This window comes from Streptomyces tuirus (assembly GCF_014701095.1).
Taxonomy (GTDB): domain Bacteria; phylum Actinomycetota; class Actinomycetes; order Streptomycetales; family Streptomycetaceae; genus Streptomyces; species Streptomyces tuirus.
In genome coordinates, this window is record NZ_AP023439.1 from 3,336,717 (window position 1) to 3,360,168 (window position 23,452).

General features: G+C 73.7%; 22 protein-coding genes. 12 read left to right on the forward strand and 10 right to left on the reverse strand.

Going from position 1 to position 23,452, the window contains the following annotated elements:
- Positions 1-2: 2 nt before the first annotated feature.
- Positions 3-3,131: a sacsin N-terminal ATP-binding-like domain-containing protein gene (locus tag IGS69_RS15185; protein WP_190900129.1), complete on the reverse strand. Its 3,129-nt coding sequence runs from the start codon at positions 3,129-3,131 to the stop codon at positions 3-5.
- 549 nt (positions 3,132-3,680) lie between these two features.
- Positions 3,681-4,607: a DUF3027 domain-containing protein gene (locus tag IGS69_RS15190; RefSeq protein WP_190900131.1), complete on the reverse strand. Its 927-nt coding sequence runs from the start codon at positions 4,605-4,607 to the stop codon at positions 3,681-3,683.
- Positions 4,608-4,878: 271 nt separating this feature from the next.
- Here IGS69_RS15190 and IGS69_RS15195 point away from each other — a divergent pair, with 271 nt between their 5' ends.
- From IGS69_RS15195 to IGS69_RS15210, 4 genes are all read left to right on the forward strand, one after another.
- Positions 4,879-6,312 carry an MFS transporter gene (locus tag IGS69_RS15195; protein ID WP_190900133.1) on the forward strand — a complete coding sequence of 478 codons (1,434 nt, stop codon included), beginning with the start codon at positions 4,879-4,881 and terminating at the stop codon, positions 6,310-6,312.
- Between the two features lie 176 nt (positions 6,313-6,488).
- Positions 6,489-6,962 (forward strand): DUF2771 domain-containing protein, encoded by a 474-nt coding sequence (locus IGS69_RS15200; protein WP_190900134.1) that lies wholly within the window; start codon positions 6,489-6,491, stop codon positions 6,960-6,962.
- Entirely contained in the window at positions 6,932-7,678 is a 747-nt protein-coding gene (locus IGS69_RS15205) for a futalosine hydrolase (protein ID WP_385863093.1), read from the forward strand. Before IGS69_RS15200 ends, IGS69_RS15205 begins: the two co-directional genes overlap by 31 nt.
- A complete protein-coding gene (locus IGS69_RS15210) occupies positions 7,668-8,513 on the forward strand; it encodes a 1,4-dihydroxy-6-naphthoate synthase (protein ID WP_190900138.1) in 846 nt (281 codons plus the stop codon). Before IGS69_RS15205 ends, IGS69_RS15210 begins: the two co-directional genes overlap by 11 nt.
- A gap of 4 nt (positions 8,514-8,517) precedes the next feature.
- On the opposite strand, the gene IGS69_RS15215 is transcribed toward IGS69_RS15210, so the two are convergent.
- A complete protein-coding gene (locus tag IGS69_RS15215; protein WP_010035896.1) occupies positions 8,518-8,901 on the reverse strand; it encodes a cold-shock protein in 384 nt (127 codons plus the stop codon).
- 164 nt (positions 8,902-9,065) lie between these two features.
- Between IGS69_RS15215 and IGS69_RS15220 the strand changes: the two genes are divergently transcribed.
- A complete protein-coding gene (locus IGS69_RS15220) occupies positions 9,066-9,314 on the forward strand; it encodes a hypothetical protein (RefSeq protein WP_190900141.1) in 249 nt (82 codons plus the stop codon).
- Here IGS69_RS15220 and IGS69_RS15225 read toward each other — a convergent pair.
- Entirely contained in the window at positions 9,293-9,934 is a 642-nt protein-coding gene (locus IGS69_RS15225; protein ID WP_385862908.1) for an HAD family hydrolase, read from the reverse strand. The genes IGS69_RS15220 and IGS69_RS15225 overlap by 22 nt on opposite strands.
- Positions 9,935-9,977: 43 nt before the next feature.
- Positions 9,978-10,967, reverse strand: a complete 990-nt coding sequence (locus IGS69_RS15230; protein ID WP_190900155.1) for a hypothetical protein — start codon at positions 10,965-10,967, stop codon at positions 9,978-9,980.
- Positions 10,968-11,119: 152 nt separating this feature from the next.
- On the opposite strand from IGS69_RS15230, the gene IGS69_RS15235 reads away from it, so the two are divergent.
- From IGS69_RS15235 to IGS69_RS15240, 3 genes are all read left to right on the forward strand, one after another.
- On the forward strand, positions 11,120-13,660 hold the full coding sequence (locus tag IGS69_RS15235) for a helicase C-terminal domain-containing protein (RefSeq protein ID WP_190900157.1): 2,541 nt from the start codon (positions 11,120-11,122) through the stop codon (positions 13,658-13,660).
- Between the two features lie 166 nt (positions 13,661-13,826).
- Positions 13,827-13,958, forward strand: coding sequence for a hypothetical protein (locus tag IGS69_RS34965; protein ID WP_269783173.1), 132 nt, complete (start codon positions 13,827-13,829; stop codon positions 13,956-13,958).
- A 134-nt stretch (positions 13,959-14,092) separates the two neighbouring features.
- Positions 14,093-14,281, forward strand: coding sequence for a hypothetical protein (locus IGS69_RS15240; RefSeq protein WP_190900159.1), 189 nt, complete (start codon positions 14,093-14,095; stop codon positions 14,279-14,281).
- Here the strand turns inward: IGS69_RS15240 and istB are convergent.
- Entirely contained in the window at positions 14,259-15,494 is a 1,236-nt protein-coding gene (istB, locus tag IGS69_RS15245; RefSeq protein ID WP_190900161.1) for an IS21-like element helper ATPase IstB, read from the reverse strand. The two genes, IGS69_RS15240 and istB, sit on opposite strands and share 23 nt — an antisense overlap.
- Positions 15,495-15,675: 181 nt before the next feature.
- Here istB and IGS69_RS15250 point away from each other — a divergent pair, with 181 nt between their 5' ends.
- On the forward strand, positions 15,676-17,319 hold the full coding sequence (locus IGS69_RS15250; protein ID WP_190900163.1) for a DNA repair helicase XPB: 1,644 nt from the start codon (positions 15,676-15,678) through the stop codon (positions 17,317-17,319).
- 76 nt (positions 17,320-17,395) lie between these two features.
- On the opposite strand, the gene IGS69_RS15255 is transcribed toward IGS69_RS15250, so the two are convergent.
- The gene (locus IGS69_RS15255) at positions 17,396-17,584 is read right to left on the reverse strand and encodes a hypothetical protein (protein WP_190900165.1); all 189 of its coding nucleotides are present in this window, start codon (positions 17,582-17,584) and stop codon (positions 17,396-17,398) included.
- Between the two features lie 272 nt (positions 17,585-17,856).
- Between IGS69_RS15255 and IGS69_RS15260 the strand changes: the two genes are divergently transcribed.
- The gene (locus IGS69_RS15260) at positions 17,857-19,896 is read left to right on the forward strand and encodes a HelD family protein (RefSeq protein ID WP_190900167.1); all 2,040 of its coding nucleotides are present in this window, start codon (positions 17,857-17,859) and stop codon (positions 19,894-19,896) included.
- Between the two features lie 22 nt (positions 19,897-19,918).
- Here the strand turns inward: IGS69_RS15260 and IGS69_RS15265 are convergent, their stop codons facing one another.
- Both IGS69_RS15265 and IGS69_RS15270 read right to left on the reverse strand, forming a co-directional pair.
- Positions 19,919-20,611 (reverse strand): copper homeostasis protein CutC, encoded by a 693-nt coding sequence (locus IGS69_RS15265; protein ID WP_190900169.1) that lies wholly within the window; start codon positions 20,609-20,611, stop codon positions 19,919-19,921.
- A 102-nt stretch (positions 20,612-20,713) separates the two neighbouring features.
- Complete coding sequence (locus tag IGS69_RS15270; protein WP_190900171.1) at positions 20,714-21,394, reverse strand: maleylpyruvate isomerase family mycothiol-dependent enzyme; 681 nt, start codon at positions 21,392-21,394, stop codon at positions 20,714-20,716.
- A 46-nt stretch (positions 21,395-21,440) separates the two neighbouring features.
- Between IGS69_RS15270 and IGS69_RS15275 the strand changes: the two genes are divergently transcribed.
- Together IGS69_RS15275 and IGS69_RS15280 are read left to right on the forward strand one after the other, a co-directional pair.
- Positions 21,441-22,103 carry an HD domain-containing protein gene (locus IGS69_RS15275; RefSeq protein WP_190900173.1) on the forward strand — a complete coding sequence of 221 codons (663 nt, stop codon included), beginning with the start codon at positions 21,441-21,443 and terminating at the stop codon, positions 22,101-22,103.
- Positions 22,104-22,137: 34 nt separating this feature from the next.
- Entirely contained in the window at positions 22,138-23,193 is a 1,056-nt protein-coding gene (locus tag IGS69_RS15280) for a GNAT family N-acetyltransferase (RefSeq protein ID WP_190904507.1), read from the forward strand.
- Here IGS69_RS15280 and IGS69_RS15285 read toward each other — a convergent pair.
- Positions 23,163-23,450, reverse strand: a complete 288-nt coding sequence (locus tag IGS69_RS15285) for a DUF4031 domain-containing protein (RefSeq protein ID WP_190900174.1) — start codon at positions 23,448-23,450, stop codon at positions 23,163-23,165. The two genes, IGS69_RS15280 and IGS69_RS15285, sit on opposite strands and share 31 nt — an antisense overlap.
- Between the last annotated feature and the right edge of the window lie 2 nt (positions 23,451-23,452).

Genomic DNA, 23,452 nt, shown 5'->3' on the forward strand with positions numbered 1-23,452 from the left:
GATCAGTCGAACCACCGGTCCCGTGCCAGTTCGTCCGTGCGTGACGGGTCCTCCAGGAGGGCCGCCACCTCGAACCTCCGCGGCCACTGCCCCGCCGCCCAGGCGAGCCCCGCGGCGACGCCCTCCAGGGTGGCGGCGTGCAGGACGCCGTCGTCGGTGAGCCGCCAGTCGATCTCCACGCCGTCGACGACGAGTTCCTCGTGCTCGACGTAGTAGGACGGGGTGTTGCGGCCGAGGAGCACCCGCACCGGCTCGGGCACGTCGTGCTCGGCGCCCTCGGAGGTGACCTTCCCGGTGACGGACTCGCTCAGCCGCCGCACCTGGAACAGCTCGGCCAGGTCGGCGGCGCGCGACGGCCGTACGGGAAGCAGCGGGACGCCCTCGGTGAACGGCAGCAGGTCGGGCGAGTCACACACCACGGCGTCGGCCGCGTCCACGACCTCCACCCGGCCGTCGGTGACGGCCCGCAGGTCGTCCGGCAGGGTCACCTGCTCGGGGTCCAGCTCCGCCAACGACCCGTACAGGGCGTGCAGCTGAGCGCCCGTCACCTCGCGGTCGGGGTCGGCGAGCCGCTCCAGCAGTTCGGCGGCGCCGCCGGGCTCGTCCAGCAGCGCGGCGACGGACGTCCGCACGCCCAGCGCCCGCAGCACCTGCTCGTCCTCGAACCCGGTCGCGTCGGCCTCGTCGTAGAGCCCGCGCAGCAGCGGGTCGCCGCCGGCGGCCCGCAGACCGGCCGGGCGGCGGCCGTCGAGCACCGGGTTCCCGCGCAGCCACCAGGCGGTGTACGGCCGGACGACCTCGTGCGTCCCGTCCGGCAGCAGGATCCGCACGGGCTGCACGATGGCGTCCCTGAGCGGCGGCCGGGACAGCAGCGCCAGCGCCTGCGCCCACTTGTCCTCGTCGACGAGGTCCAGGTCCCGTACGGCGACGATCTCGGTGGCGACCGGCGGCACCGGGCTGTCCGGGAAGCGGTCGAGGATGTCCTCGCACCACACGTCGACGGCGTCCAGCAGGCCCGCGTCGTCGGGCTCGGCGAAGTCGCCCTCGCGGGGCTCCAGTTCGTCGGGGTCGAGGACGACGTCGGTGGCGCGGACGAGCGCGAAGTTCACCAGGACACCGCAGGCGGCCAGCGGCTGCTCGCCCCACTTGGCGGCCAGCTCGGCGTCCACGGCGGCGAGTTCGCCCTCGCGCATGACCTGGGCGAAGGGGCTGCCGGGGTAGACGAGTTCGCAGGCCGGGGCCGGTTCGCCGTCCTCGTCGGGCAGGGCGAGCGCGCCGAGCCAGGGCTCGTCACCGGGCTCCAGGCCGGCGTCCCGCACCAGCGCGAGCACGGTGTCGGCCAGTTCGTCGGCGTCGAGGACGTCCTCCTCCCAGTTCACGCCGCCCTCGTCGTCCAGGGACGCGGCGACGGCGGCCCGGACCTGCGGCGTGGTGAGGACGGCCCGGGGTGTGGCGGGCAGCGCGCCGAGCTTCTCCAGGATCGGGTGGGCGGCGTCCGGGTGGGCGACCTTCAGCCCGAGCCGGGCCAGCACCTCGGGGTCGATCCGGGCGGCCTCCGCGCCGGGCAGCAGGACCTGCCGGGGCCCAATGGTCGTCCGGCCGTCGGCCAGCGGGACCGGGAGCCCCGACAGGCGGTCCGGGTCGACCCCGGCCAGGCTGTCGTAGAGCCGCCGCCACCAGCCGGGTTCCTTCTCCAGCCCGGCGAGGCGGTCGATCGCGTCGGTCAGCGGGACGCGGGCGACGCCCAGGGTGCGCAGTTCCGCCCGGCGCTCCAGCCCGGCGGGCAGCAGCGTGGGCAGCACCTCGGCGAGGACCCGCACGGTGTCCGCACCCGCTCCCTCGACGATCTCGGCGTCCCGGGGCCGCAGCGCATCGGGCAGGTCGTCGCCCTCGCGGGGAGGAAGGGCGGGCGGCAGGAAGGAGGTCCGCGGCAGCCGCTGAAGAATGGCTTGTCGCAGGGCGCCGTCCAGCTCGCCCTTGCCGAGCGGGCCGGGCACCAGGCCGATGATCCCGGAGGTCACCGGCCGCCAGTCGGCGAGGAGTTCGGTGTAGGCGTCGGCCGCGCGCTGGACGAGGAAGTCGGTCAGCGGGCCGGGGGCGGCGTGCCGGCGGGTGGAGTCCAGCGGGAACGAGGCGATGAGCAGCGCCGGGACGCCGAGGGGTTCGTCGCTCGGGGTGGGGGCGTGCACGACCGCGCTGGTGCGGGGCCGGGCCGGGCTGCCGTCGCTGTCCACGGGGACGGCCCAGGTGACGGACCAGTGGGGCCGCAGCCGCTCCTCGACGGGCCGGTCGGTGAGGAGGTCGGGGGTGAGGGGGCCGTGAGCCGCCGCGGTGCGCCAGTGGGTGACGCCGTGGACGGAGTCGTCGACGACGGTGAAGGCACCGTCGGTGCGGCGGGTGAGGGTCCGCGGGCTCTCCCCGTTGATCTCGACGACGAGCTCTTCGAGTCCGGGGAGGGTGAGCAGCAGGGCGTCGTCGACGGCCCGCAGCAGCCGCTCGGCGAGATCGGCGGCCGGGGTGTCGCGCAGCGGCAGGATGACGGCGGTGTCGTACGGGGCGGGTGCGGTGCCCTCGGCGGCGTACGGGAGGCGCAGCAGCGGTACGTGTCCGTCCCGGCGCCGGACCTCGTCCCCGAGGCCGGGGCTGTGCCGGGCGGTCTCGGCGGCCAGTGCCCTGGCCTCGGCGAGCGACCACCGCACACCGCCGTGCCGGCCGACGACGGCGGGCTCGTCGGTGACGGAGAGGACGGCGGCGAACCCGACACCGAACCGTCCCACGGAGGACGTGTCGCGGGGGTCCCGCTTGGCCGAGGCGCGCAGCGTGGACAGGGACTCCACTCCGGCGGCGTCCAGCGGGGCGCCGGTGTTGGCGGCGACGAGCACCCCGTCGCGCAGGGTGAGCCGCAGCCGTCCCGGCACGCCGGCCCGGGCCGCCGCGTCGGCGGCGTTCTGGGCGAGCTCCACGACGAGCCGGTCGCGGTAGCCGCCGAGGACCAGGTCCTCCTCGGCGTTGGCGTCCTCGCGGAACCGGGCGGGGCTGGTGGCCCAGGCGTCGAGGACACCGCGCCGCAGGCGGGCGGTACCGAACGGATCGGCCCCCTCGGCGGCGGGCCGCACGAACTTGCTGCTCACGTTCCGTTCCTTCTCCTCGTCTACGTGAGGACGAAGGTACCGCCTGGAACCCACCCACCGCCCGCCCGCCCGACGCGGCCCACGACCGCCCGCCCGGACACACGCGGGAACAACCACGGGCCGCCCGACCGGACACGAGCCCCAGTGTCAGGCCAACCGCCGGGGACACGACCGGGCGCAGGCACCGGAGCCAGGCGGAACGCCGGCGACACGGCCGGGCAGGAGCGCGGAAACCAGGCGGAACGCCACGGCCTCGGCAGCACAACCGACCCCGTCCCAGGCCAACCACCGGCCGCTCGACCAGGCGCGAGCCCCAGTGCCAGGCCAACCGCCGGGGACACGACCGGGCGCAGGCACCGAAGCCAGGCGGAACGCCGGCAACACGTCCGGACACGGACCCCGAAGCCAAGCAGAGCGCACGCGTCACAGCCGGGCACGAACCCGGAGCCAGCCGGGGCGCCGGTGGCCCCGTCAGGCGCGGGCCCGGAGCCGGGCGGGGTGTCAGAGACTCGGCAGTGCAGCGCCCCAGTCCCGTTCAGCCGCCGGAGGCTACGAGTGGCCCAGTTCCTCCGTGTCCTCGTCCGCCGTCGGGGTCACCGAGCCGGAGTCCGAGGACGGGCGCAGGGGGAAGGGGTCGACGCGGGTCTCGTCGATGACCGGGGCGGGCGGCTGGGGCGGGCGCGGCATGACCGCGGCCTCGGAGTGGCCGCCGCAGCCGTAGGCGAGGGAGACCAGGCGGCCGTCGGCCGGGGAGAACTCGTTGGCGCAGGCGCCGAAGGCCTGGCCGAGGGAGCCGCCGATGGGCACGAGGAAGCCGCAGCTGACACAGCGCGCGGGGGCCGCCTGGGCCATGGGCGTGTTGGGGCCGAACGCCTCCTCCCAGCGGTCGGCCGCGGCGTGCAGGCCGTAGCGGGACAGGACGCGGGCCCGTCGCATGCCCAGTTCCTCGGCGACGGCCGGGATCGAACCGCGGGAGGGGGTGCCGGCGAAGCCGGACGGCGGGCCCGTGGTGAGGTCCGCGTCCTCCGCCTCCACCAGGTCGGCCATCTCGTGCGACACGGGCGACTTCGGCGCCGGTTCGTCCTCGCCCGAGTAGCCCGGCTCCAGCCGCAGGTCCTCCGCGTCGGTGGGCAGCAGGTCGCCCGGCCCCAGGTCGCCGGGCCGCAGCCGCTCGCTCCACGGCACCCACTCGGGTGCCAGCACCGCGTCCGGGCCGGGCAGCAGCGCGGCCTCGTCCACGGTGACGATCTTCGCCCGGGACGCCCGGGCCACCGTCACGGCCCAGCGCCAGCCCCGGTACCCGAGCTCCAGGCACTGGAAGAAGTGCGTGACGACGCGGTCCCCCTCGGAGACCAGCCCCACGTGCTCGCCGACGATGCCCGGCGCGGCGGCCTCCTCGGCTGCGGCGCGTGCGAGGTCGACGGCCTCGGCGCACAGACGGTCAGGGGTGCGGCTTCGCGTTGTCGCTGCGCTCACAGGTATCGCTTCTCTCCATACGCCGTCTCACGAGTGCGCCACTCCCGGCACAGGGGCGGACGGAGCGGACCGGGGGACCGCGTCGACGTCCTTCATCCATTTTGCGGGATGGCTGAGATACGCACGCTACCCTTCCGCCCCACTTCGCGTACACCGACGGTCCTGTTGCACCGCCCACCCGCCCCGGACCGCCACCCCGTACGGTCACCCCACAGGCCCTATACAAGCGGTAATGGCACTAGCCACGGCGTTATCGGGGCACTATGACGTCGTGGCAGCCGCGAAGACACCCCCGGGCGCCACCGGCACCGGTGGATCGAAAGGGATCAAGGGAAGCAGCCGACTGAGCGGACCGGGCCGTCTGGGCGGCTCCTTCCGCGCGATCGGCCGTGCCCTGCACTTCCCCGTGACCGGTACGGCCCGCGGCATCCGCAAGGCCACCCACGCGCACGGCGCCGGCGAGTCCGGTCTCGGCAAGTTGATCGAACTGCACGGTGTGAACGGCGCCGGAGACATGATGATCACCGTCGCCCTCGCGTCGACCGTGTTCTTCTCCGTGCCGACCGACGAGGCCCGCGGCCGGGTCGCGCTGTACCTCGCCATCACCATGGCGCCCTTCACCCTCCTCGCGCCGGTGGTCGGCCCCCTCCTGGACCGCGTCCCGCACGGCCGCCGCGCGGCGATGGCCTGCGCGATGCTCGCCCGGGCGCTGCTCGCGATCGTCCTGTCCGGCGCGGTGGTCAGCGGCGGCCTGGAGCTGTATCCGGCCGCGCTGGGCGTCCTCGTCTCGTCGAAGGCGTACGGCGTGGTCAGAAGCGCCGTCGTGCCCCGGCTGCTGCCGCCCCGGTTCTCCCTGGTGAAGGCCAATTCGCGCGTCACCCTCGGCGGGCTCCTCGCCACCGGCATCGCCGCGCCGGTCGGTGCCGGGCTCCAGCAGATCGGGCCGCGCTGGCCTCTCATCGGCGCCTTCGTGATCTTCGTAGCGGGAACGTTCCTGTCGTTCAGGCTGCCGCCGAAGGTCGACTCCGCCAAGGGCGAGGACCGTGCCCTGCTGGCGGCGGACGAGCAGCACCTGCACGGCTTGCACCGGCAGCCCGTCAAGCGCCCCGGGCTGCGCACGGTCGGCCCGGCCGTCACCCACGCCCTGGCCGCCAACGCCGCCATCCGTTGTCTGACCGGGTTCCTGATCTTCTTCCTGGCGTTCCTGCTGCGCGAGCACCCGGTCTCCGGGCAGAGCGCCGCCGTGTCGCTGGGGATAGTGGGCGTGTCGGCGGGCGTGGGCAACGCGCTCGGTACGGCCGTCGGGGCGTGGCTGCGGTCCCGGGCGCCGGAGATCATCATCGTGACGGTCGTGGCGTGCGTGGCGGGCGCGGCGATCACGGCGGCGGCGTTCTTCGGCGCGGTGCTGGTGGCCGGTCTGGCGGCGATCGCCGGGTTCGCGCAGGCCCTGGCCAAGCTGTCGCTGGACGCGCTGATCCAGCGGGACGTGCCCGAGAGCGTCCGTACGTCGGCCTTCGCCCGTTCGGAGACGCTGCTGCAGATGTCCTGGGTGCTGGGCGGGGCGATCGGTATCGCGATGCCGCTCAACGGCACGGCCGGGCTGGCGGTGGGCGCCGCGATCGTCGGCGTCGGGTGGCTGACGACCGTGCGGGGGCTGATCGGCTCGGCCCGGCGCGGGGGCTCGGGGCGGGCGCGTGTCGCGTAGGGCCCGTCCGGCCGACCTCCGGCAGGGCTCCGGTGATCGATCTCCGGTAGGGCCCCGGTGATCGATCTCCGGTAGGGCCCCGGTGATCGATCTCCGGTAGGGCCCTTCTGATGGATCTCCCGGGGAGCCATACCCCGCGTGGGCGGTGCGACCCGCGCGCCCTATAGCCTTCGCCCATGAACACGTTGCAATCCGTTGTGCGACGCCGCCGCGCCGTCGCCGTCGCCGGCGTCGTATCCGCCGGACTGCTCGTCCTGTCGGCCTGTGACAAGCCGACGCCGGTCGCCACGGTCACCGTGGGCAGCGACTCGGTGAACTCCGAGGCCACCTGCGGCGGCGAGGGCGACGCCCTGAAGCCGTCCGACCTCACCGGGTGCCTGAAGGACAAGGGCATCAAGACCATCTCCGTCGACCCGGACGAGACGGTGCGCTTCGGTGTCGACCCCGAGATCGCCGACAACGGCTGGACGATCCTGATGAACGGTCAGCCGCTGACCGACTCCAGCACGAAGACCTACCGCACGATTCCGGGCAGCGTGTTCTTCAACGCCCAGTACGGCGCGCAGGGCAACTCGACGCTGGTCTCCATCAAGGAAGGCGACAAGGACACCTCCGGGCTCTGGAACTTCAAGCTCAAGAAGGACGCCTGATCGCTGCCGCCGGGCCTGGCCGGGTGCTTGTGGCCACCGCTGTTCCCGTGGAGAGGGACGCTGTGGCCGCGGGCCTGGGGGTGCCCCCGGGGTCCGATGAAGCGGTACCCGGCGCCGCCGGGCGTTCGTTCGATGTGATCGCCGCCGGTGTCGGGCCCGCGCGCGCCGCCGCCTCCACCGCCTCCGCGCTCACCGCCGCCGCCCTGAAGGGCGCTCCCTACGGCCTGGTCGTCTCGGCCGGGATCGGGGGCGGGTTCCTGCCCGGGGCTCCCGTGGGGTCGCTCGTGGTCGCCGACGAGATCGTCGCGGCCGATCTGGGGGCCGAGACCGAGGACGGGTTCCTCCCGGTGACCGAGCTCGGGTTCGGGACCGTCAGGCACGAGCCTCCGGCGGAGCTCGTACGGCGGGCCGCCGGGATCACCGGGGCGCGGGCCGGGGCCGTGCTCACCGTGTCGACCGTGACCGGGACGGCCGCCCGGGCCGCCGCGCTGCGGAAGCGGCACCCCACCGCCCTCGCCGAGGCCATGGAGGGCTTCGGTGTCGCCGAGGCCGCCGCCGCGCAGGGGGTGCCCGTGCTGGAGATCCGGGCGGTCTCCAACCCCGTCGGGCCGCGTGACCGTGCCGCCTGGCGGATCGGCGACGCCCTGGCAGCCTTGACCGAGGGGTTCGGGAAGCTCGCGCCCGTACTGGAGAGTTGGAACCGGCATGACAGTTGAGCTGCAGATCGCGTACTCGCCCTGCCCGAACGACACGTTCGTCTTCGACGCCCTCGCCCACGACCGCGTCCCCGGCGCCCCCGCGCTCGACGTGACCTTCGCCGACATCGACATCACCAACGGCATGGCCGAGCGCGGCGAGTGCGACGTGCTGAAGGTGTCGTACGCGGTGCTGCCCTACGTCCTCGACGACTACGCCCTGCTGCCCTGCGGGGGCGCGCTGGGGCGGGGCTGCGGGCCGCTGGTGCTGACGCGGGAGGCGGACGTCAACCTCACGGGGCGGACCGTCGCGGTGCCCAGTGAGAGGTCCACCGCCTATCTGCTGTTCCGGCTGTGGGCCGCGGACACGCTGGAGGGCGGGATCGGCGAAATCGTCGTCATGCCGTTCCACGAGATCATGCCGGCCGTGCGGGACGGCAAGGTCGACGCGGGGCTCGTGATCCACGAGGCGCGCTTCACGTACCGGAACTACGGGCTGCACAAGCTCGCCGACATGGGCGAGCACTGGGAGAACACCACGGGGCTGCCGATCCCGCTGGGCGCGATCATCGCCAAGCGGTCGCTGGGCGAGCAGAAGCTGCGGCTGCTGGCCGACTCGATCCGCACGTCCGTGCGCGCCGCCTGGGACGATCCCGAGGCGTCCCGGCCGTACGTCATGGAGCACGCCCAGGAGATGGACCCGGCCGTCGCCGACCAGCACATCGGGCTGTACGTCAACGAGTTCACGGCGGACCTCGGCGAGGACGGCTACGCGGCCGTGCGCGGGCTGCTCACACGGGCCGCGGCCGAGGGACTCGTACCGCCCCTCGGCCCGGACGCGCTGCGCTTTCCCTGAGGTCTCAGACGTCCAGCTGGTCGGCGACCGCGCGTAGCAGGCCGGCGATCTTCTTGCCGGCGGTCTTCTCGGGGTAGCGGCCGCGCTCCAGCATCGGAGTGATGTTCTCCAGGAGGGTCGTCAGGTCCTGGACGATGGAGGCCAGCTCGTCCGGCTTCTTGCGGGTCGCGGCGGCGACGGACGGGGTCGGGTCCAGGATCGTCAGGGACAGGGCCTGGTCGCCGCGCTGCCCGGCGACGACGCCGAACTCCACGCGCTGACCCGGCTTGAGCGTCTCGACTCCGGCGGGGAGGACCGAGGAATGGACGAAGACGTCACCGCCGTCGTCGCGGGAGAGAAAGCCGAAGCCCTTCTCGCTGTTGAACCACTTGACCTTGCCGGTGGGCACGTCTGTCCTCGTCCTCGTACTCGTCGGAAAACTGCTTCTGGAAACGGCTCTTGATAGCACTCGGGCGGGCCGTACGGACCCGCCGGTACCAAGGCTAATGCTCTTGCAGCCGGTGACAAGACGTCACCCGGTTGTTCCTTCGCGCTGGGAACTACCCTGGTGGGGTGCGTGACAAAACCCAAACGAATTCCGCCGCTCCCGGCGACCGCCTGGTCCGTGCCGGAGCCGTCGTCTTCTTCATCGGTTCCCTGGCCACACTGGTCACGGTCGCCCCGCTGTTCCTCGGGACGACTCCCTTTCCGACATACATGTTCGGATTGAGCATGCTCATGGCCGTCGGATTCCTGGTGGCCGGTGCGGGAGTGCTGCGTTCCGTGACGGCGGGCCGCCGTCAGGCGCGCGCGGGGCGGTAGTCCGAAAGCCACCGCGGGAATTCGGTCAGATCGGTGAGGACGACGTCGGCGCCCGCCGCGCGCAGTTCCTCTTCGGGGCAGGGGCCGGTGGCCACGGCGACCGAGAGCGCGCCGGCGGCCCGGGCGCCGCGGACGTCCCCCACGTGGTCGCCGACGTAGACGCCCGCGTCGTGCTCGCGCAGGGCCTGCGCCTTCTGCTCGGCCCACAGGTCGCCGACGACCGCGTCGGGCTCTATTCCCAGGTGGGCGAGGTGCAGCTTGGCGTTGGGCTCGTACTTGGCGGTGACGACCATCGCCCGTCCGCCGGCCTCCCGTACGGCCGCGATGGCCTCCCGGGCGCCGGTCATCGCCGGGGTCGCGGTGATGGCGATGGCCGGGTACATCTCCCGGTACAGGTCCGCCATGGCCGCGACCTCCTCGGCCGGGAACCAGTTGATCAGCTCCTCGGCCAGCGGCGGCCCGAGCCGCGTGACCGCCAGGTCGGCGTCGATGTACGTCCCCGTCCGCTCGGACAGCGCCTGGTAGCAGGCGCGGATGCCGGGCCGGGAGTCGATGAGGGTCATGTCGAGGTCGAAACCGACGGTGAGCGCGGGCGGGGTCATGAAGGCCATATGGGCCATTGTGCCCAGAGGGCGTGAACGCCAGGCGTCCGGCTGGGGGGCTCTAGCGCGAGCGCTGTGAACGCCACACCAGGAACAGGGCCGACGCCACCGCCGCGCCCCTGACCACCCACGGCCAGGTCTCCGACACCGCGGCGTTCATGTGGCCGTCGGCGATCGGGTCGCCCCAGCGGCCGTTCATCCGGCCCCACAGCCAGACCAGGCCTCCCGCCACCGAGAGGCTCGGCAGGATGACGACCGCCCATTTCGTCTCGGCCTGGGTGAGGCGCCGGGAGGCGTAGGCGATGAGCCATCCGAGCAGGAGGACGAACCAGTTGCCGAGCACGGCACCGGCGACGAGGAGGCCCGCGGCGATCAGGAGGAGCGGGTTGCTCCAGCTGGTGGTGGGCAGGCGCGGGAGCCGGCGGCGGCCGCCCTTCTCGGTCACCTCGGCCGTCTCGACGACCGGGGCGGTCTCCTCGGCGTCCGGCTGCTCCTTCTCGGCCTTGCGCGGCGCCGGCGGCTTCAGCAGGTCCGGCACCTCCACGCCGCCCACGAACCCCGGCACCTCGTCGCCCACGCCGAACGGGCTGCTGTCCACCCGCCACCAGTCCGGCCGGAGCGCGCTGTCGCCGAGCTCGTGCCCGGCGGCCAGGTGCGGCGGGGCCGGGCCGTCGGAGGGCGCGGGGTGCGGCTCCCCGGCGGACCGCGCCGGCCGGGGACGCGGCACGACGCGCCGCATGACGCCCTTCGCCCGCTCCTCCGGCTCGGCCTCGCGCTGCACGGGGACGGCGGCGGGGGCGGCGCCGTGCGCCTCACCACCCGTACCGTCCGCCGCGGCGGTCACGACGTCGTCGGGGCTGCCCAGGCGGGACAGGATGCGGCGGACGGCGGCGGGCGAGTCGACGGTGGCCTTCGCGCGGCGCTTGTCGATCTCGTTGCGCAGGTCCGCGACCAGGCGCATACGGGTGGCCGACGACAACTGCCGCTGCTGGGCCACGTCGCCGACGCGGCTCAGATACTCGTAAACGACCTGGTCGCTCTCAATCCCCACGAAGTCCCCTCCGGGGCGGGTGCGTTGCGTGACGCCGTCGCACGACGGTACCGCGAGTGCCCGCGAAGCGGCCAAAACCCCGTCCCGCGTACGGGGGCGAGGCGGCGCACAGTCCACCCGGGCCGGGGAAGCGACCCGCTACCGTGGACCGGATGAGCACCGAGGACAGGCCCCCGGCCCCCCGCTCCCTCGCGGAAGCGCTCCGCGCGCGGGGCGACGCTTCGCTGGGCGCGCTCCTGCGCAGCCGCCCGGATCTCATCACGCCCGTCCCCACCGACCTCACCCAGCTCGCGACCCGCGCGGGCACCCGTGCCTCGGTCGTGCGGGCGCTGGAGCGCCTTGACCGGTTCGCGCTCCAGACGGCGGAGGCGCTGGCCGTGGCGGCGGACCCGGCGACGTACGGCGAACTGCTCGGACTCATGGCCGGGGACGACGCGGACCCGGCCGTCGTCGCCGCGCTGCCGCACGCCCTGGACCTGCTGCGCGAGCAGGCCCTGGTGTGGGGCGACGACGACCGGCTGCGGCTGGTGCGCACGGCGCGTGAGCTGCTGGCGCCCTCGCCGCAGCACCCCTCGCCGACCGGCCTCGGCCCGACGGTCCAGGAGGCCACCGCCGGGATGTCGCCGGGGCGGATCCAGGAGATCGTCACCGCCGCCGGACTGGCCTCGACGCACGACTCGGTCTCCGCGGTGACCGCCCTGGCCGGCCTGTTCACGGACCGGTCGCGGATGGCCGCGCTGCTCGCCGACGCCCCGCCCGACTCCCTCGACGTGCTGGAACGCCTGGTGTGGGGGCCGCCGTACGGGCAGGTCACCGCCGATCCGGCGCCGCGGCTGCGCTGGCTGCTGGACCGCGGACTGCTGCTGCCGACGGCGCCCGGGACGGTCGTCCTGCCGCGCGAGGTCGCGCTGCATCTGCGGCGCGGCCTGGCGCACCGGGCGCCCGAGCCCGTGCCGCCGGTCGTGGAGACGGCGGCCGTTCACCGTCCACAGGTTGTGGACAGCGCGGCGGCCGGGCAGGCGTACACCGCGCTCGCCACCGTCGAGGAGCTGCTGAAGGACTGGGACGAGGGCGGGCCCGCGGTGCTGCGGGCCGGTGGGCTCAGCGTGCGCGACCTGAAGCGGACCGCCGTCGCGCTCGACCTGCCCGAGCCGGCCGCCGCGTTCTGGGTGGAGCTGGCGTACGCGGCGGGGCTGATCGCCTCGGACGGCGAGGCCGACGAACGGTACGCGGCGACCCCGGCGTACGACGAGTGGCGGGAACTGCCCGCCGCCGAACGCTGGTCGCGGCTGGTCACGGCCTGGCTCGCGGCGACCCGCACGGCCGGTCTGGTGGGCGGGCGGGACGCGAAGGACCGTTCGCTGTCCGCGCTCGGGCCGGGCCTGGACCGCTCGGCCGCGCCCGAGGTGCGGCACCGGGTGCTGGCACTGCTGGCCGGGCTGCCGGAGGGCGCCGCGCCCGCCGCCGGATCGGTGCTGGCCCGGCTGCGCTGGGAGCGGCCCCTGCGGGGCGACCGGCGCGAGGACGATCTGCGCGGCCGGCTCGCCGAGTGGGCGCTGTCCGAGGCGGAGCTGCTGGGCGTCACCGGCCGGGGCGCGCTGTCGGCGCAGGGCCGGGCGCTGCTGGGCGCGCCCGCGGCGCCCGCGCCGGCCCCGGAAGCGGAACCCTCCGGGCCGGGGGACAAGCTGCCCGTCCACCACCATCACCGCCCCGCCCCGCTCGCCCCACTCTCCCCCGCCGAACAGGCCGTGGCCTCGGCCGCCGCGGCCCGGCTGCTGGCGCCGCTGCTGCCCGAGCCGCTGGACCACGTGCTGCTCCAGGCCGACCTGACGGCGGTGGCGCCCGGCCCGCTGCAACGGCCGCTCGCGGACATGCTGGGCGTGCTGGCGGACGTCGAGTCCAAGGGCGGGGCGACCGTCTACCGGTTCACGCCCGGCTCGGTGCGGCGGGCGCTGGACGCCGGGCAGGCCGCCTCCGACCTGCACGCCTTCCTCGCCGCGCACTCCCGCACGCCGGTGCCGCAGCCCCTCGCCTATCTGATCGACGACGTGGCCCGGCGGCACGGCCACCTCCGGGTCGGCGCGGCCTCGGCGTACGTGCGCTGCGACGACGACGCGGTGCTCAGCGAGATCCTCGCCGACAAGCGGGCCGCCGGGCTGGGGCTGCGCCGGCTCGCCCCGACCGTGCTGGCCGCGCAGGCCGACCCCGCCGGGCTCCTGGAGGGCCTGCGGGCGATGGGGTTCGCGCCGGCCGCCGAGTCCGCCGAGGGCGATGTGCTGATCACCCGCGCCCTGGCCCATCGCACTCCGCCGCGCACCGCGCCCGAGCCGGTCCCGGACGGTCCGCCGGTCCCCGACGACACCCTCCTGGCGGCCGCGCTGCGCGCGATCCGGGCCGGCGACCTCGCCTCCACCACCCCGCGCAAGCCGGGCACGGCCCCCGCGGCCAACGGCGAGCTGCCCCGCACGGGTGCCGCCGAGACCCTCGCCACCATGCAGGCCGCCGTCCTCACCGGCGAGGCCCTGTGGATCGGCTACGTCAACGCCGATGGCGCGGCCAGCCAGCGGGTCATCGCCCCGATCCGTGTCGAGGGCGGCTTCGTCACGGCGTACGACCACACCGCGGACGAGGTCCGCACCTATCCGCTGCACCGGATCACCGGGGTCGCCGAGCTCGCCGACGACGCGGGCTGACCTCCGCTCGCGGAGCGTCACCCGTTCGGGTGCAGGCGGGCGTTCATGCACGCCACGCCGGGGAGGTCCCACGCTCGGGCGACCTTCCCGGGCGTGCCGCATCCCGCCGTGTGCGCGGGGGCAGCCACCGGGTGTCCTGTGAGCTCCGCCGAAAGGAAGTCCGCGCATGCGCACCGTCCGCCGAGTCGCCGCCGTCCTCGCCGCCGCCGCCCTGATGACGTTCGGGGGGCTCGCCACCCCGGCCTCCGCGGTGAGCATCGACGTCGCCGGTCTGGTCCTCGAGACACCGCAGATCTGATCCGCTCCCCCGCACCCGGAGGGCCGGCCCAGGCGCCGGGCCGGCCCGCGGTGCGGTGTCCGTCGTCTCTCAGCCCTTGAAAGGCGTCTCCACCGTGAAAGTCCTCTCAGCCCGTGAAAGGCACTGTCACCCTCATGCGTGAGAACCTGCCCGCCGCCGCTCTCTGTGCCGTCGCGCTCGTGGGGGCGCTCGCGCCCTGCGCCGCCGCGGCCCCCGCGCTGCCGCTGCCCCTGCCGGTCGCCGCCGTGGAGCCGCTGGTCACCGAGGGGGTCACGATCGAAGGGCCGCTGGTCCAGAACGTCAGTCTGCCCACGCTGAAGTAGCGCGACGCGTCCGGTAGCTGTCCCCGTCCAGCCGTACGACGTCGGCGTGATGGGCGAGCCGGTCCGTCAGCGCCGGGGCGGACGGGCCGAGCACCTCGTCCCAGCGGCCGAGCGGCCGGTCGGCGGTCACGATCAGCGAGGCCCGCTCGTAGCGGTGGGCGACGAGCTGGAAGAGCAGGCCCGCCGCTGCCGTGTCGAGGGGCGTGTAGCCGACCTCGTCGACGATCAGGAGGGGGTGATCGTCGAGCGCGGTCAGCTCCGCGTCGAGCCGCCCGGCGGCCCGGGCGTCCGCGAGCCGGGCGGCCCACTCGGCGGCGGTCGCGAACAGCACCCGGTGCCCGGCCTGGCAGGCGCGCACGCCCAGGGCGACGGCCAGGTGGGTCTTGCCGGTGCCGGGCGGGCCGACGAAGACCACGTTGCGCCGGGCGGTGACGAAGTCCGCCTTGCCGAGCCGCGCCACGGCCTCCCGGTCGAAGCCCCGGGGGTGCTGCTCGTCGAAGTCCTCCAGCAGCTTGCGCGCGGGGAACCCGGCGGCACGGATCCGGGCCTCGGCGTCGGCGTCCGGGTCGGGCTGCCGTGGGAGGGCGGCGGTGACCGGCGGCGCCTCGGGTTCCGGGTTCGCCTGATGCCGGTCTTCGTGGTCGCGACCCCGTGAACGCTCGACCTGTGTGTGAGCGGGCTGGCCGTGTCCGGCCTGGGCGACCATCGGGCCCGACATATAGGCGAGGATCGCCGCCGAGGCGATGAACGCCATGTGGATCACCGTCCCCCACAGCAGGGCGTGCTGGGAGGTGTGGTGGACGTCCACGAACATCTGGAGCAGATGCACGGAGGAGATGCCCACGATCGCCGTGGCGAGCTTGACCTTCAGTACGTTGGAATTGACGTGGGAGAGCCATTCGGGCTGGTCACGGTGGCCCTGGAGGCCGATGCGCGAGACGAACGTCTCGTAGCCGCCGACGATCACCATGATCAGCAGGTTGGCGATCATGACGACGTCGACCAGCTTGAGCACCGCGAGCATCACGTACGTCTCGGTGGCGTGCCCGCTCACGCACATCAGGATTAAGGTCCACAGCTCTTTGAAGAACTTGTAGACGTAGACGCCCTGGGCGGCCACCAGCCCGAAGTACAGCGGGGCCTGGAGCCAGCGAGTGGCGAACAGGGCGTAGCCGAGCGTGGTCGTCGTCGGGTTCTGCTGCACCCTCGCCATTCTTCGGGGCCGCGATGGAAAAACTGAATTCACACCACACGTTGGGATGAATAGGCATTCAGTACGACCGGACGCGCAGATCACACCACCCGACCCCGTCGATCAGGCACACTGGACGTTTGGCCGAGGCGTCGCGCTGTCGAGCCGTCCGAATCCTCCGGCCACAGAAAGGGTGCCGTGCGTGAATGGTCCGCTGATCGTCCAGTCCGACAAGACCCTGCTCCTGGAAGTCGACCACGAGCAGGCCGACGACTGCCGCCGGGCCATCGCCCCGTTCGCGGAACTGGAGCGGGCGCCGGAGCACATCCACACCTACCGCGTGACCCCGCTGGGCCTGTGGAACGCCCGCGCGGCCGGCCACGACGCCGAGCAGGTCGTGGACGCGCTCGTGCAGTACAGCCGCTACCCCGTGCCGCACGCGCTGCTCGTCGACATCGCCGAGACGATGGACCGCTACGGCCGTCTCACCCTGTCCAAGCACCCGGCGCACGGCCTGGTGCTGACCACCACCGACCGCCCGGTGCTGGAGGAGATCCTGCGGTCGAAGCGGATCATGCCCCTGGTCGGCGCCCGCATCGACCCGGACACGGTCGCCGTGCACCCCTCCGAGCGCGGGCAGATCAAGCAGACGCTGCTGAAGCTGGGCTGGCCGGCCGAGGACCTCGCCGGGTACGTCGACGGCGAGGCGCACGAGATCGAGCTGGCCGAGGACGGCTGGGCGCTGCGGCCGTACCAGAAGCAGGCCGTGGAGAACTTCTGGCACGGCGGTTCCGGCGTCGTCGTCCTGCCCTGCGGCGCCGGGAAGACGCTGGTCGGGGCCGGGTCGATGGCCCAGGCGAAGTCGACCACCCTCATCCTCGTCACGAACACCGTCTCGGCGCGGCAGTGGAAGCACGAGCTGGTGAAGCGGACCTCGCTCACCGAGGAGGAGATCGGCGAGTACAGCGGGACGAAGAAGGAGATCCGGCCCGTCACGATCGCCACGTACCAGGTGCTGACGACCCGGCGGAAGGGCGTCTACCCGCACCTGGAGCTGTTCGACTCGCGGGACTGGGGGCTGATCGTCTACGACGAGGTGCACCTGCTGCCCGCGCCGGTCTTCAAGTTCACCGCCGACCTCCAGGCGCGGCGGCGGCTCGGCCTGACCGCCACGTTGGTGCGTGAGGACGGCCGGGAGTCGGACGTGTTCTCCCTGATCGGCCCCAAGCGGTTCGACGCGCCGTGGAAGGAGATCGAGGCGCAGGGCTACATCGCGCCCGCCGACTGCGTGGAGGTCCGGGTCAATCTGACGGACTCCGAGCGGCTCGCGTACGCCACGGCCGAGACGGAGGAGAAGTACCGCTTCTGCGCCACGACCGCGACGAAGCGGAAGGTCACGGAGGCGATCGTCCGCCGCTTCGCCGGGCAGCAGATCCTCGTGATCGGGCAGTACATCGACCAGCTGGACGAGCTCGGGGAGCATCTGGGCGCGCCCGTGATCAAGGGCGAGACGTCGAACGCGCAGCGGGAGAAGCTCTTCGACGCCTTCCGTGAGGGCGAGATCAGCGTGCTCGTCGTGTCCAAGGTCGCGAACTTCTCGATCGACCTGCCGGAGGCGACGGTCGCCATCCAGGTCTCGGGCACCTTCGGCTCCCGGCAGGAGGAGGCCCAGCGCCTCGGCCGGGTCCTGCGCCCCAAGGCCGACGGCCACCAGGCGCACTTCTACTCGGTGGTCGCCCGGGACACGATCGACCAGGACTTCGCCGCCCACCGCCAGCGGTTCCTGGCGGAGCAGGGGTACGCGTACCGGATCATGGACGCGGACGAGCTGCTGGCGGAGAGCTGACGGGAGAGCCGACGGCGGGGGCCGGTCCGCTCACGTGCGGCGGACCAGGCCTTCTCATGTGCGGCCAGCCGCCTTCTCACTTGCGGCGGACCACGCCGACTTCTTCTCCGTACTGACCGAGTACGACCACGTCGAAGGCGGCGCCCAGGAAGACCTTGACGGCGCGCAGGGCATCGCCGAGGCGGTGGCTGTGACTGCCGCCCACGGCGGTGGCGCCGGGCGGGCGGCCCGGTGCCGGGGCGGGGTGGATGGTTGCTGCGCTCATGTCTCCATGGTGCGTTTCCGGCCGTAAAGCCCGCGTCGGTCTCCGGACCGAACTGTGCGGCGGTCCGCGTACGTCTGTGGGGCGACCCGCTCCCCTCAGAAAGGGCGGCCGTGTCCCCTAGGGGATGGGTGGAGAAAACCGTTCGCGGCCGGTGCCCCGCTCCTCTAAAATCTCCGCTCTTGCCCGCCTCCCTCGCGGAGTGCCGCCGACCGGACGGAAACCGGACGGCATCTACCGCCCACTCTTCAGCAGGTCCCTCCGGAGGCACCCCCTTGTCCACGCCCGTCGACGACCCGCTCTCGCGTGAGCGCTCCCACCTCTCCGCGTCCCGTTCCGCCCTGCGTGCCATGCGCGAGGACGTCGAGGCCCTCGACATCACCGACGTCACCGCGAACTGGGTCAACGCCGAGGTGCTGGCCCGGCAGATCGAGGAGCGCATCAAGGCGCTGGCCGACCTCAGCGACACCCCGCTGTTCTTCGGCCGGCTGGACTATCTGCACGCGCCGGGCGCCGGGCAGGCCGAGGGGGCGGACGGGGAGCGCTTCTACATCGGGCGCCGGCACGTGCACGACCACGACGGCGACCCCATGGTCATCGACTGGCGCGCGCCGGTCTCGCAGCCGTTCTACCGGGCCTCCAAGAAGGACCCGATGGACGTCGCCCTGCGCCGCCGCTTCGGCTACACCCGCGGCGACATCACGGCGTACGAGGACGAGCACCTGTCGGACCCGGCCGAGGCGGCCCGGACCAGCAGGCTGCTCCAGCAGGAGATCGAGCGGCCGCGTGTCGGCCCGATGCGGGACATCGTCGCCACGATCCAGCCCGAGCAGGACGAGATCGTCCGCTCCGGCCTGTCCGGCACGGTGTGCGTGCAAGGGGGCCCGGGCACCGGGAAGACCGCCGTCGGACTGCACCGGGTCGCCTACCTCCTCTACGCCCACCGCGAGCGGCTCGCCCGCACCGGCACCCTGGTCATCGGGCCGAACCGGTCCTTCCTGCACTACATCGAGCAAGTCCTGCCCGCGCTGGGCGAGTTGACCGTGCAGCAGGCGACCGTCGACGACCTCGTCGCCCATGTCGAGATCAGGGGCACGGACGACGCGACGGCCGCCGTCGTCAAGGGCGACGCCCGGCTGGCGCGAGTGCTGCGCCGGGCCCTCTACGCGCACGTCACGATGCCCGCCGAGCCGGTCGTGGTCGTGCGCGGCTCCCGCCGCTGGCGGATCCCGGCGTACGAACTGGAGGAGCTCGTCCGCGAGCTGCTCGACCGCGACATCCGCTACGGCGCTGCCCGCGAGGCCCTGCCGCAGCGCATCGCGCACGCCGTGCTGGTGCGGATGGAACGGTCGGGTGAGGCGCCGGACGACCGGGTGCAGGACGCGGTGGCCCGCAACAGCGCGGTCAAGGCGGCGGTGAAGGCCATCTGGCCGGCGGTCGACCCGGCGAAACTGGTGCTGCGGCTGCTGTCGGACGCGGAGTTCCTCGCCGTCCACGCCGAGGGGATCCTCGACGCGGACGAGCAGAAGGCGATCCTCTGGGCGAAGCCGGCGCGCGGCGTGAAGTCGGCCAAGTGGTCGGCGGCGGACGCCGTGCTGATCGACGAGGCCATGGATCTGATCCAGCGCACGCACTCCCTCGGGCACGTCGTCCTCGACGAGGCGCAGGACCTCTCCCCCATGCAGTACCGGGCGGTCGGCCGCCGCTGCACCACCGGCAGCGCGACCGTCCTCGGCGACCTGGCGCAGGGCACGACGCCGTGGGCGACCCGGAGCTGGCAGGAGGCGCTGACACACCTGGGCAAGCAGGACGCCGTGGTGGAGGAGCTGACGGCCGGCTTCCGCGTCCCGACGGACGTCATCACCTACGCCTCCCGGCTGCTCCCGCACATCGCCCCCGGCCTCACCCCGGTGGTGTCGATCCGCGAGAACCCGGGCCACTTCGAGGTGCGGCCGGTCTCCGGCCCGAAGGACGTGGTCGAGGCCTGCCGTGAGCTGCTGTGCCACGAGGGCTCGACGGGCCTGGTCGCGGCGGACGCCCGCGTTCCGGAGCTGGCCGGGGCTCTCGGGGAGGCCGGGATCCCGTACCTCGGCCCCGGCGAGGAGACCACCATGGACACCCGCCTGACCCTGGTCCCGGCGTCCCTCGCGAAGGGCCTGGAGTACGACTACGTGGTCCTGGACGAGCCCCGGGCGGTAGTCGACGGCGAACCGGACGAACGCACAGGCCTACGCCGCCTCTACGTCACCCTGACCAGGGCGGTCTCGGGTCTGACGGTCACCCACACGGCTCCGCTGCCGACCCAACTGGCTTAGCTGCGAGCGCGGCCCCTGGTACTCAGAGGCCGTCCACCGCCGCCCGCCACTCAGCCACCGCGCCCACAGAAACCGGCTCACCCCAGCCCCCCGGCCGCACGGCCCCGCCGATGTGAAAGGCGTCAACCCCCGCGCCCCGCAACACCGGCACATGCTCCAACCGCAGCCCACCCCCCACCAGCAACCGCTGCTCATACCCCGGCTCCCCCGACCGCCCCGCCTCCGCAAGCAGCACGGGCACCCCCTCGTCGACCCCGCCCGACGCCCCGGCCGTCAGATACGTGTCCAAGCCCGGCATCCCGTCCAGCTGCTTGCGCAGGGCGTCCCGGTCCGCGGCCCGGTCGATGGCCCGGTGAAAGGTCCAGGGGCAGCCGTCCAGCACCCCCACGACCCGCTCCACGGCCGCCAGATCCACCACACCCCCGGCGTCGAGGAACCCCAGCACGAACTCCTCCGCCCCGGCCTCCCGCAGCTCACCGGTCACCCGCACCAGCCGTTCGACGTCCCCCGCCGCGAACCCGTCCGCCAGCCGGATCATCACCCGCAGGGAGATGTCGACCGCACGCCGGATCCCGGTGACGGTGGCGGCCGACGGGCTGAGCCCGTCGGCCGCCATGTCGGTGACCAGCTCGAGGCGGTCCGCGCCTCCCGCCTGGGCGGCGACCGCGTCCTCGACTCCGAGGGCGATCACCTCCAGGACTGCACGCTTGCTCATGGGGCCCCTTCGTCGGCATGCGTCGGCGTTTCAGATGACAGGTCTAGTCCAATCAAGACTACGCTGCCCATCCGCGCCGCCTCCGACGCCCCGGAAGCGGACTCAACCGAAGATGTTCAGTTCCTTCCCCTCCACCCCGGCCAGCTCGAACGCCGGAACGGCGTCGACCGGCCGCCCCGCGTACAGCCGTACGAGCGTCGGCCCGTCCCCGATGAAACGGCCCGGGGGCCGCTCCCCGCCGCTCTCCCCCAGCCGCAGCGGCTCGTCCAGGTCGTCGAGGTCGGCGTGCACCGCCACGTGCCCCCGCTCGCGGGTGATCCGCGCGAGCAGCGCGAGCGCGTCCGGCAGCCCGGCCCCGCCGTACGCCCCCGGCTCCCCCAAGGCCTCGCGCACGTCACCGGCGTGCACCCACTCCCCGAGGGCGAGCCCGTCCAGCTTCCCGCCGGCCCCGGCGATCACGGGCCCGGCCTCGCTCAACCCCCGCTCCAGCTCGTCGACGATCTGCGCGTCGCTCCAGCCGGCCCGGTCGGCGATGTCCCGGTCGTTGGACTCGGGCGAGAACACGCCTGCCTCGAACCGGCCCTCCACCACCCGGCTCAGCGCGGCCGAGGAGTGCGCCAGCACGTCCCGCACCGTCCAGCCCGGACACGCGGCGACGGGCCGCGCGAAGTCCTCCCCGGCCCGGCCCCGCAGCAGCGGAATCAGCGCCTCACGCTCGATCGTCAGCAACCGCCCGGGCTGCTCGGGGTCCCGTACGTCGGGAACATCAGCAGGAGTCGTCATCCCCCCACGCTAGGTGCCCGACCCGTCCCAGCGGGAGAATGCCCCCATGTCCGACCTCGACTCCCTGCACGCCCGCTTCGCCCGCACGCTCGAAGCGGCCCGGGGCCCGGCCGGCGGCCCGGACCCGGCGCCGTACGCCGACGCCCTGCTGACCCGCTGGCAGGAGCCGCAGCGCCGCTACCACACGGTCGAGCACCTCACGGCGGTCCTGGACCGCGTCGACGAACTGGAGCGGTACGCGCGCGACCCGGACGTGGTCCGGCTGGCCGCCTGGTTCCACGACGCGGTCTATCTGCCCGACCGCTCCGAGAACGAGGAGCGCTCGGCCCGCCTCGCCGAACGCGCCCTCACGGAAGCCGGCGTCCCGGACGCGAAGACCGCCGAGGTGGCCCGCCTGGTCCGGCTCACCGTCACCCACGACCCGGCCGGCGACGACCCCGACGGCCAGGTCCTGTGCGACGCCGACCTCGCGGTCCTCGCCTCACCCCCGTCGGCGTACGCCGCCTACACCACGGCCGTCCGCGAGGAGTACCACTTCGTCCCCAGCGACGCCTTCCGCGAGGGCCGCGCCGCGATCCTGCGCCAACTCCTGGACCTCCCGCGCCTGTTCAGAACGCCGTACGGCGCCGCGAAGTGGGAGGCCACGGCCCGCTACAACCTCACCGCCGAGCTGGAAATGCTGTCGCCCCCACGCCACGACGCCTCGTAGCCTGCCCACCATGTGGACAACGGGAGCGGAACAGGTGGAGCAGGCCGTCGCCGAGTGCGCGGGGCTGCTGGGGGCGGTCGCCGAGCGGGAGTGGGAAGGGGTGCGGGCCGGGCGGCTGGAGTGGGACTGCCGGGAGACCGCGGTGCACATCGCCGGATGCCTCCTCGCGTACGCGGGGCAGCTGGCGGGGCCGGAGCAGGACGGCTACTCGCCGTTCGAGCTGTCGATGGAGGAGACCTCGGGCAACGCGGACGTGCTGCGGGTGATCGGCACGACGGGCGCCCTGCTCGCCGCCGCGATCCGCACCGCCCCGCGGCACGTGCGGGCCTTCCATCCGTATCCGTTCCGCAGCGCGAACCGTGAGGGGTTCGCCGCGATGGGCGTGGTCGAGGTGCTGCTGCACACGCACGACATCGCCGAGGGGCTGGGCGTGTCGTACGAACCGGCGCCCGAGCTGTGCGACTTCGTGCTCGGCCGGATCTTCCCGCACGTCCAGCCGGGACCCGCCCCGTGGCCGACCCTGCTGTGGGCCACCGGCCGCGGCGAGCTGGAGGGCCGGACCCCGCTCACCGAGTGGCGCTGGAACAACAACCTGGTGATCGACGCCGAGCGGATCACGCTCCAGGGCGTCACCCCGGCCGCGGCCACCGATCTGTCCACGGTCGGCGACGGCGGCTTCGAGTGGATCGAGGGCGGCCCGGTCGAGGGCACCCGGGTCGGCGCCGGGCTGATGTACAAGCAGTACGAGGACGGGGTCCACCGGCCGGAGTGGACCATGTACGTGCTGGTCCGGCGCGAGGACGAGCGCGCGATCGGCGCCATGGGCTTCCACGGCGTCCCGGACGGGGCGGGCCGGGTCGAGGTCGGCTACGACCTGGTCGACGGCGCCCGCGGCCACGGCTACGCCACCGAGGCACTGCGCGCGCTGACCGGCTGGGCGCTGGACCGGCCCGAGGTGCGGACCGTCGTCGCGAACGTCGAGCGGGGCAACACGCCCTCGCAGAACGTGCTCGCGCGAGCCGGTTTCACCCAGGTCGCCGAGGACCCCGAGCACCTGACCTACGAGCTGCGCGTCCCCGGCGAGGGATAGCGCCCCTTGGGCCGCCGCAGCCCCGACGCGTGCAGCAGCCGCACCACCTCGCGGCTGCTGACCTCGACGGCCCCGGCCCGCACCGCGTCGGCGTACCGCAGGTCGGGGATGTCGTAGTGGTCGCGTTCGAAGGCCCGGCGGGGGACGCCGAGGCCGGCGGCGAAGGTGTGCAGTTCCTCGTAGGAGACGTCGCTGACGAGGTGGGACCACAGGCGGCCGTGGCCGGGCCAGGCCGGCGGGTCGATGTAGATCGTCACGC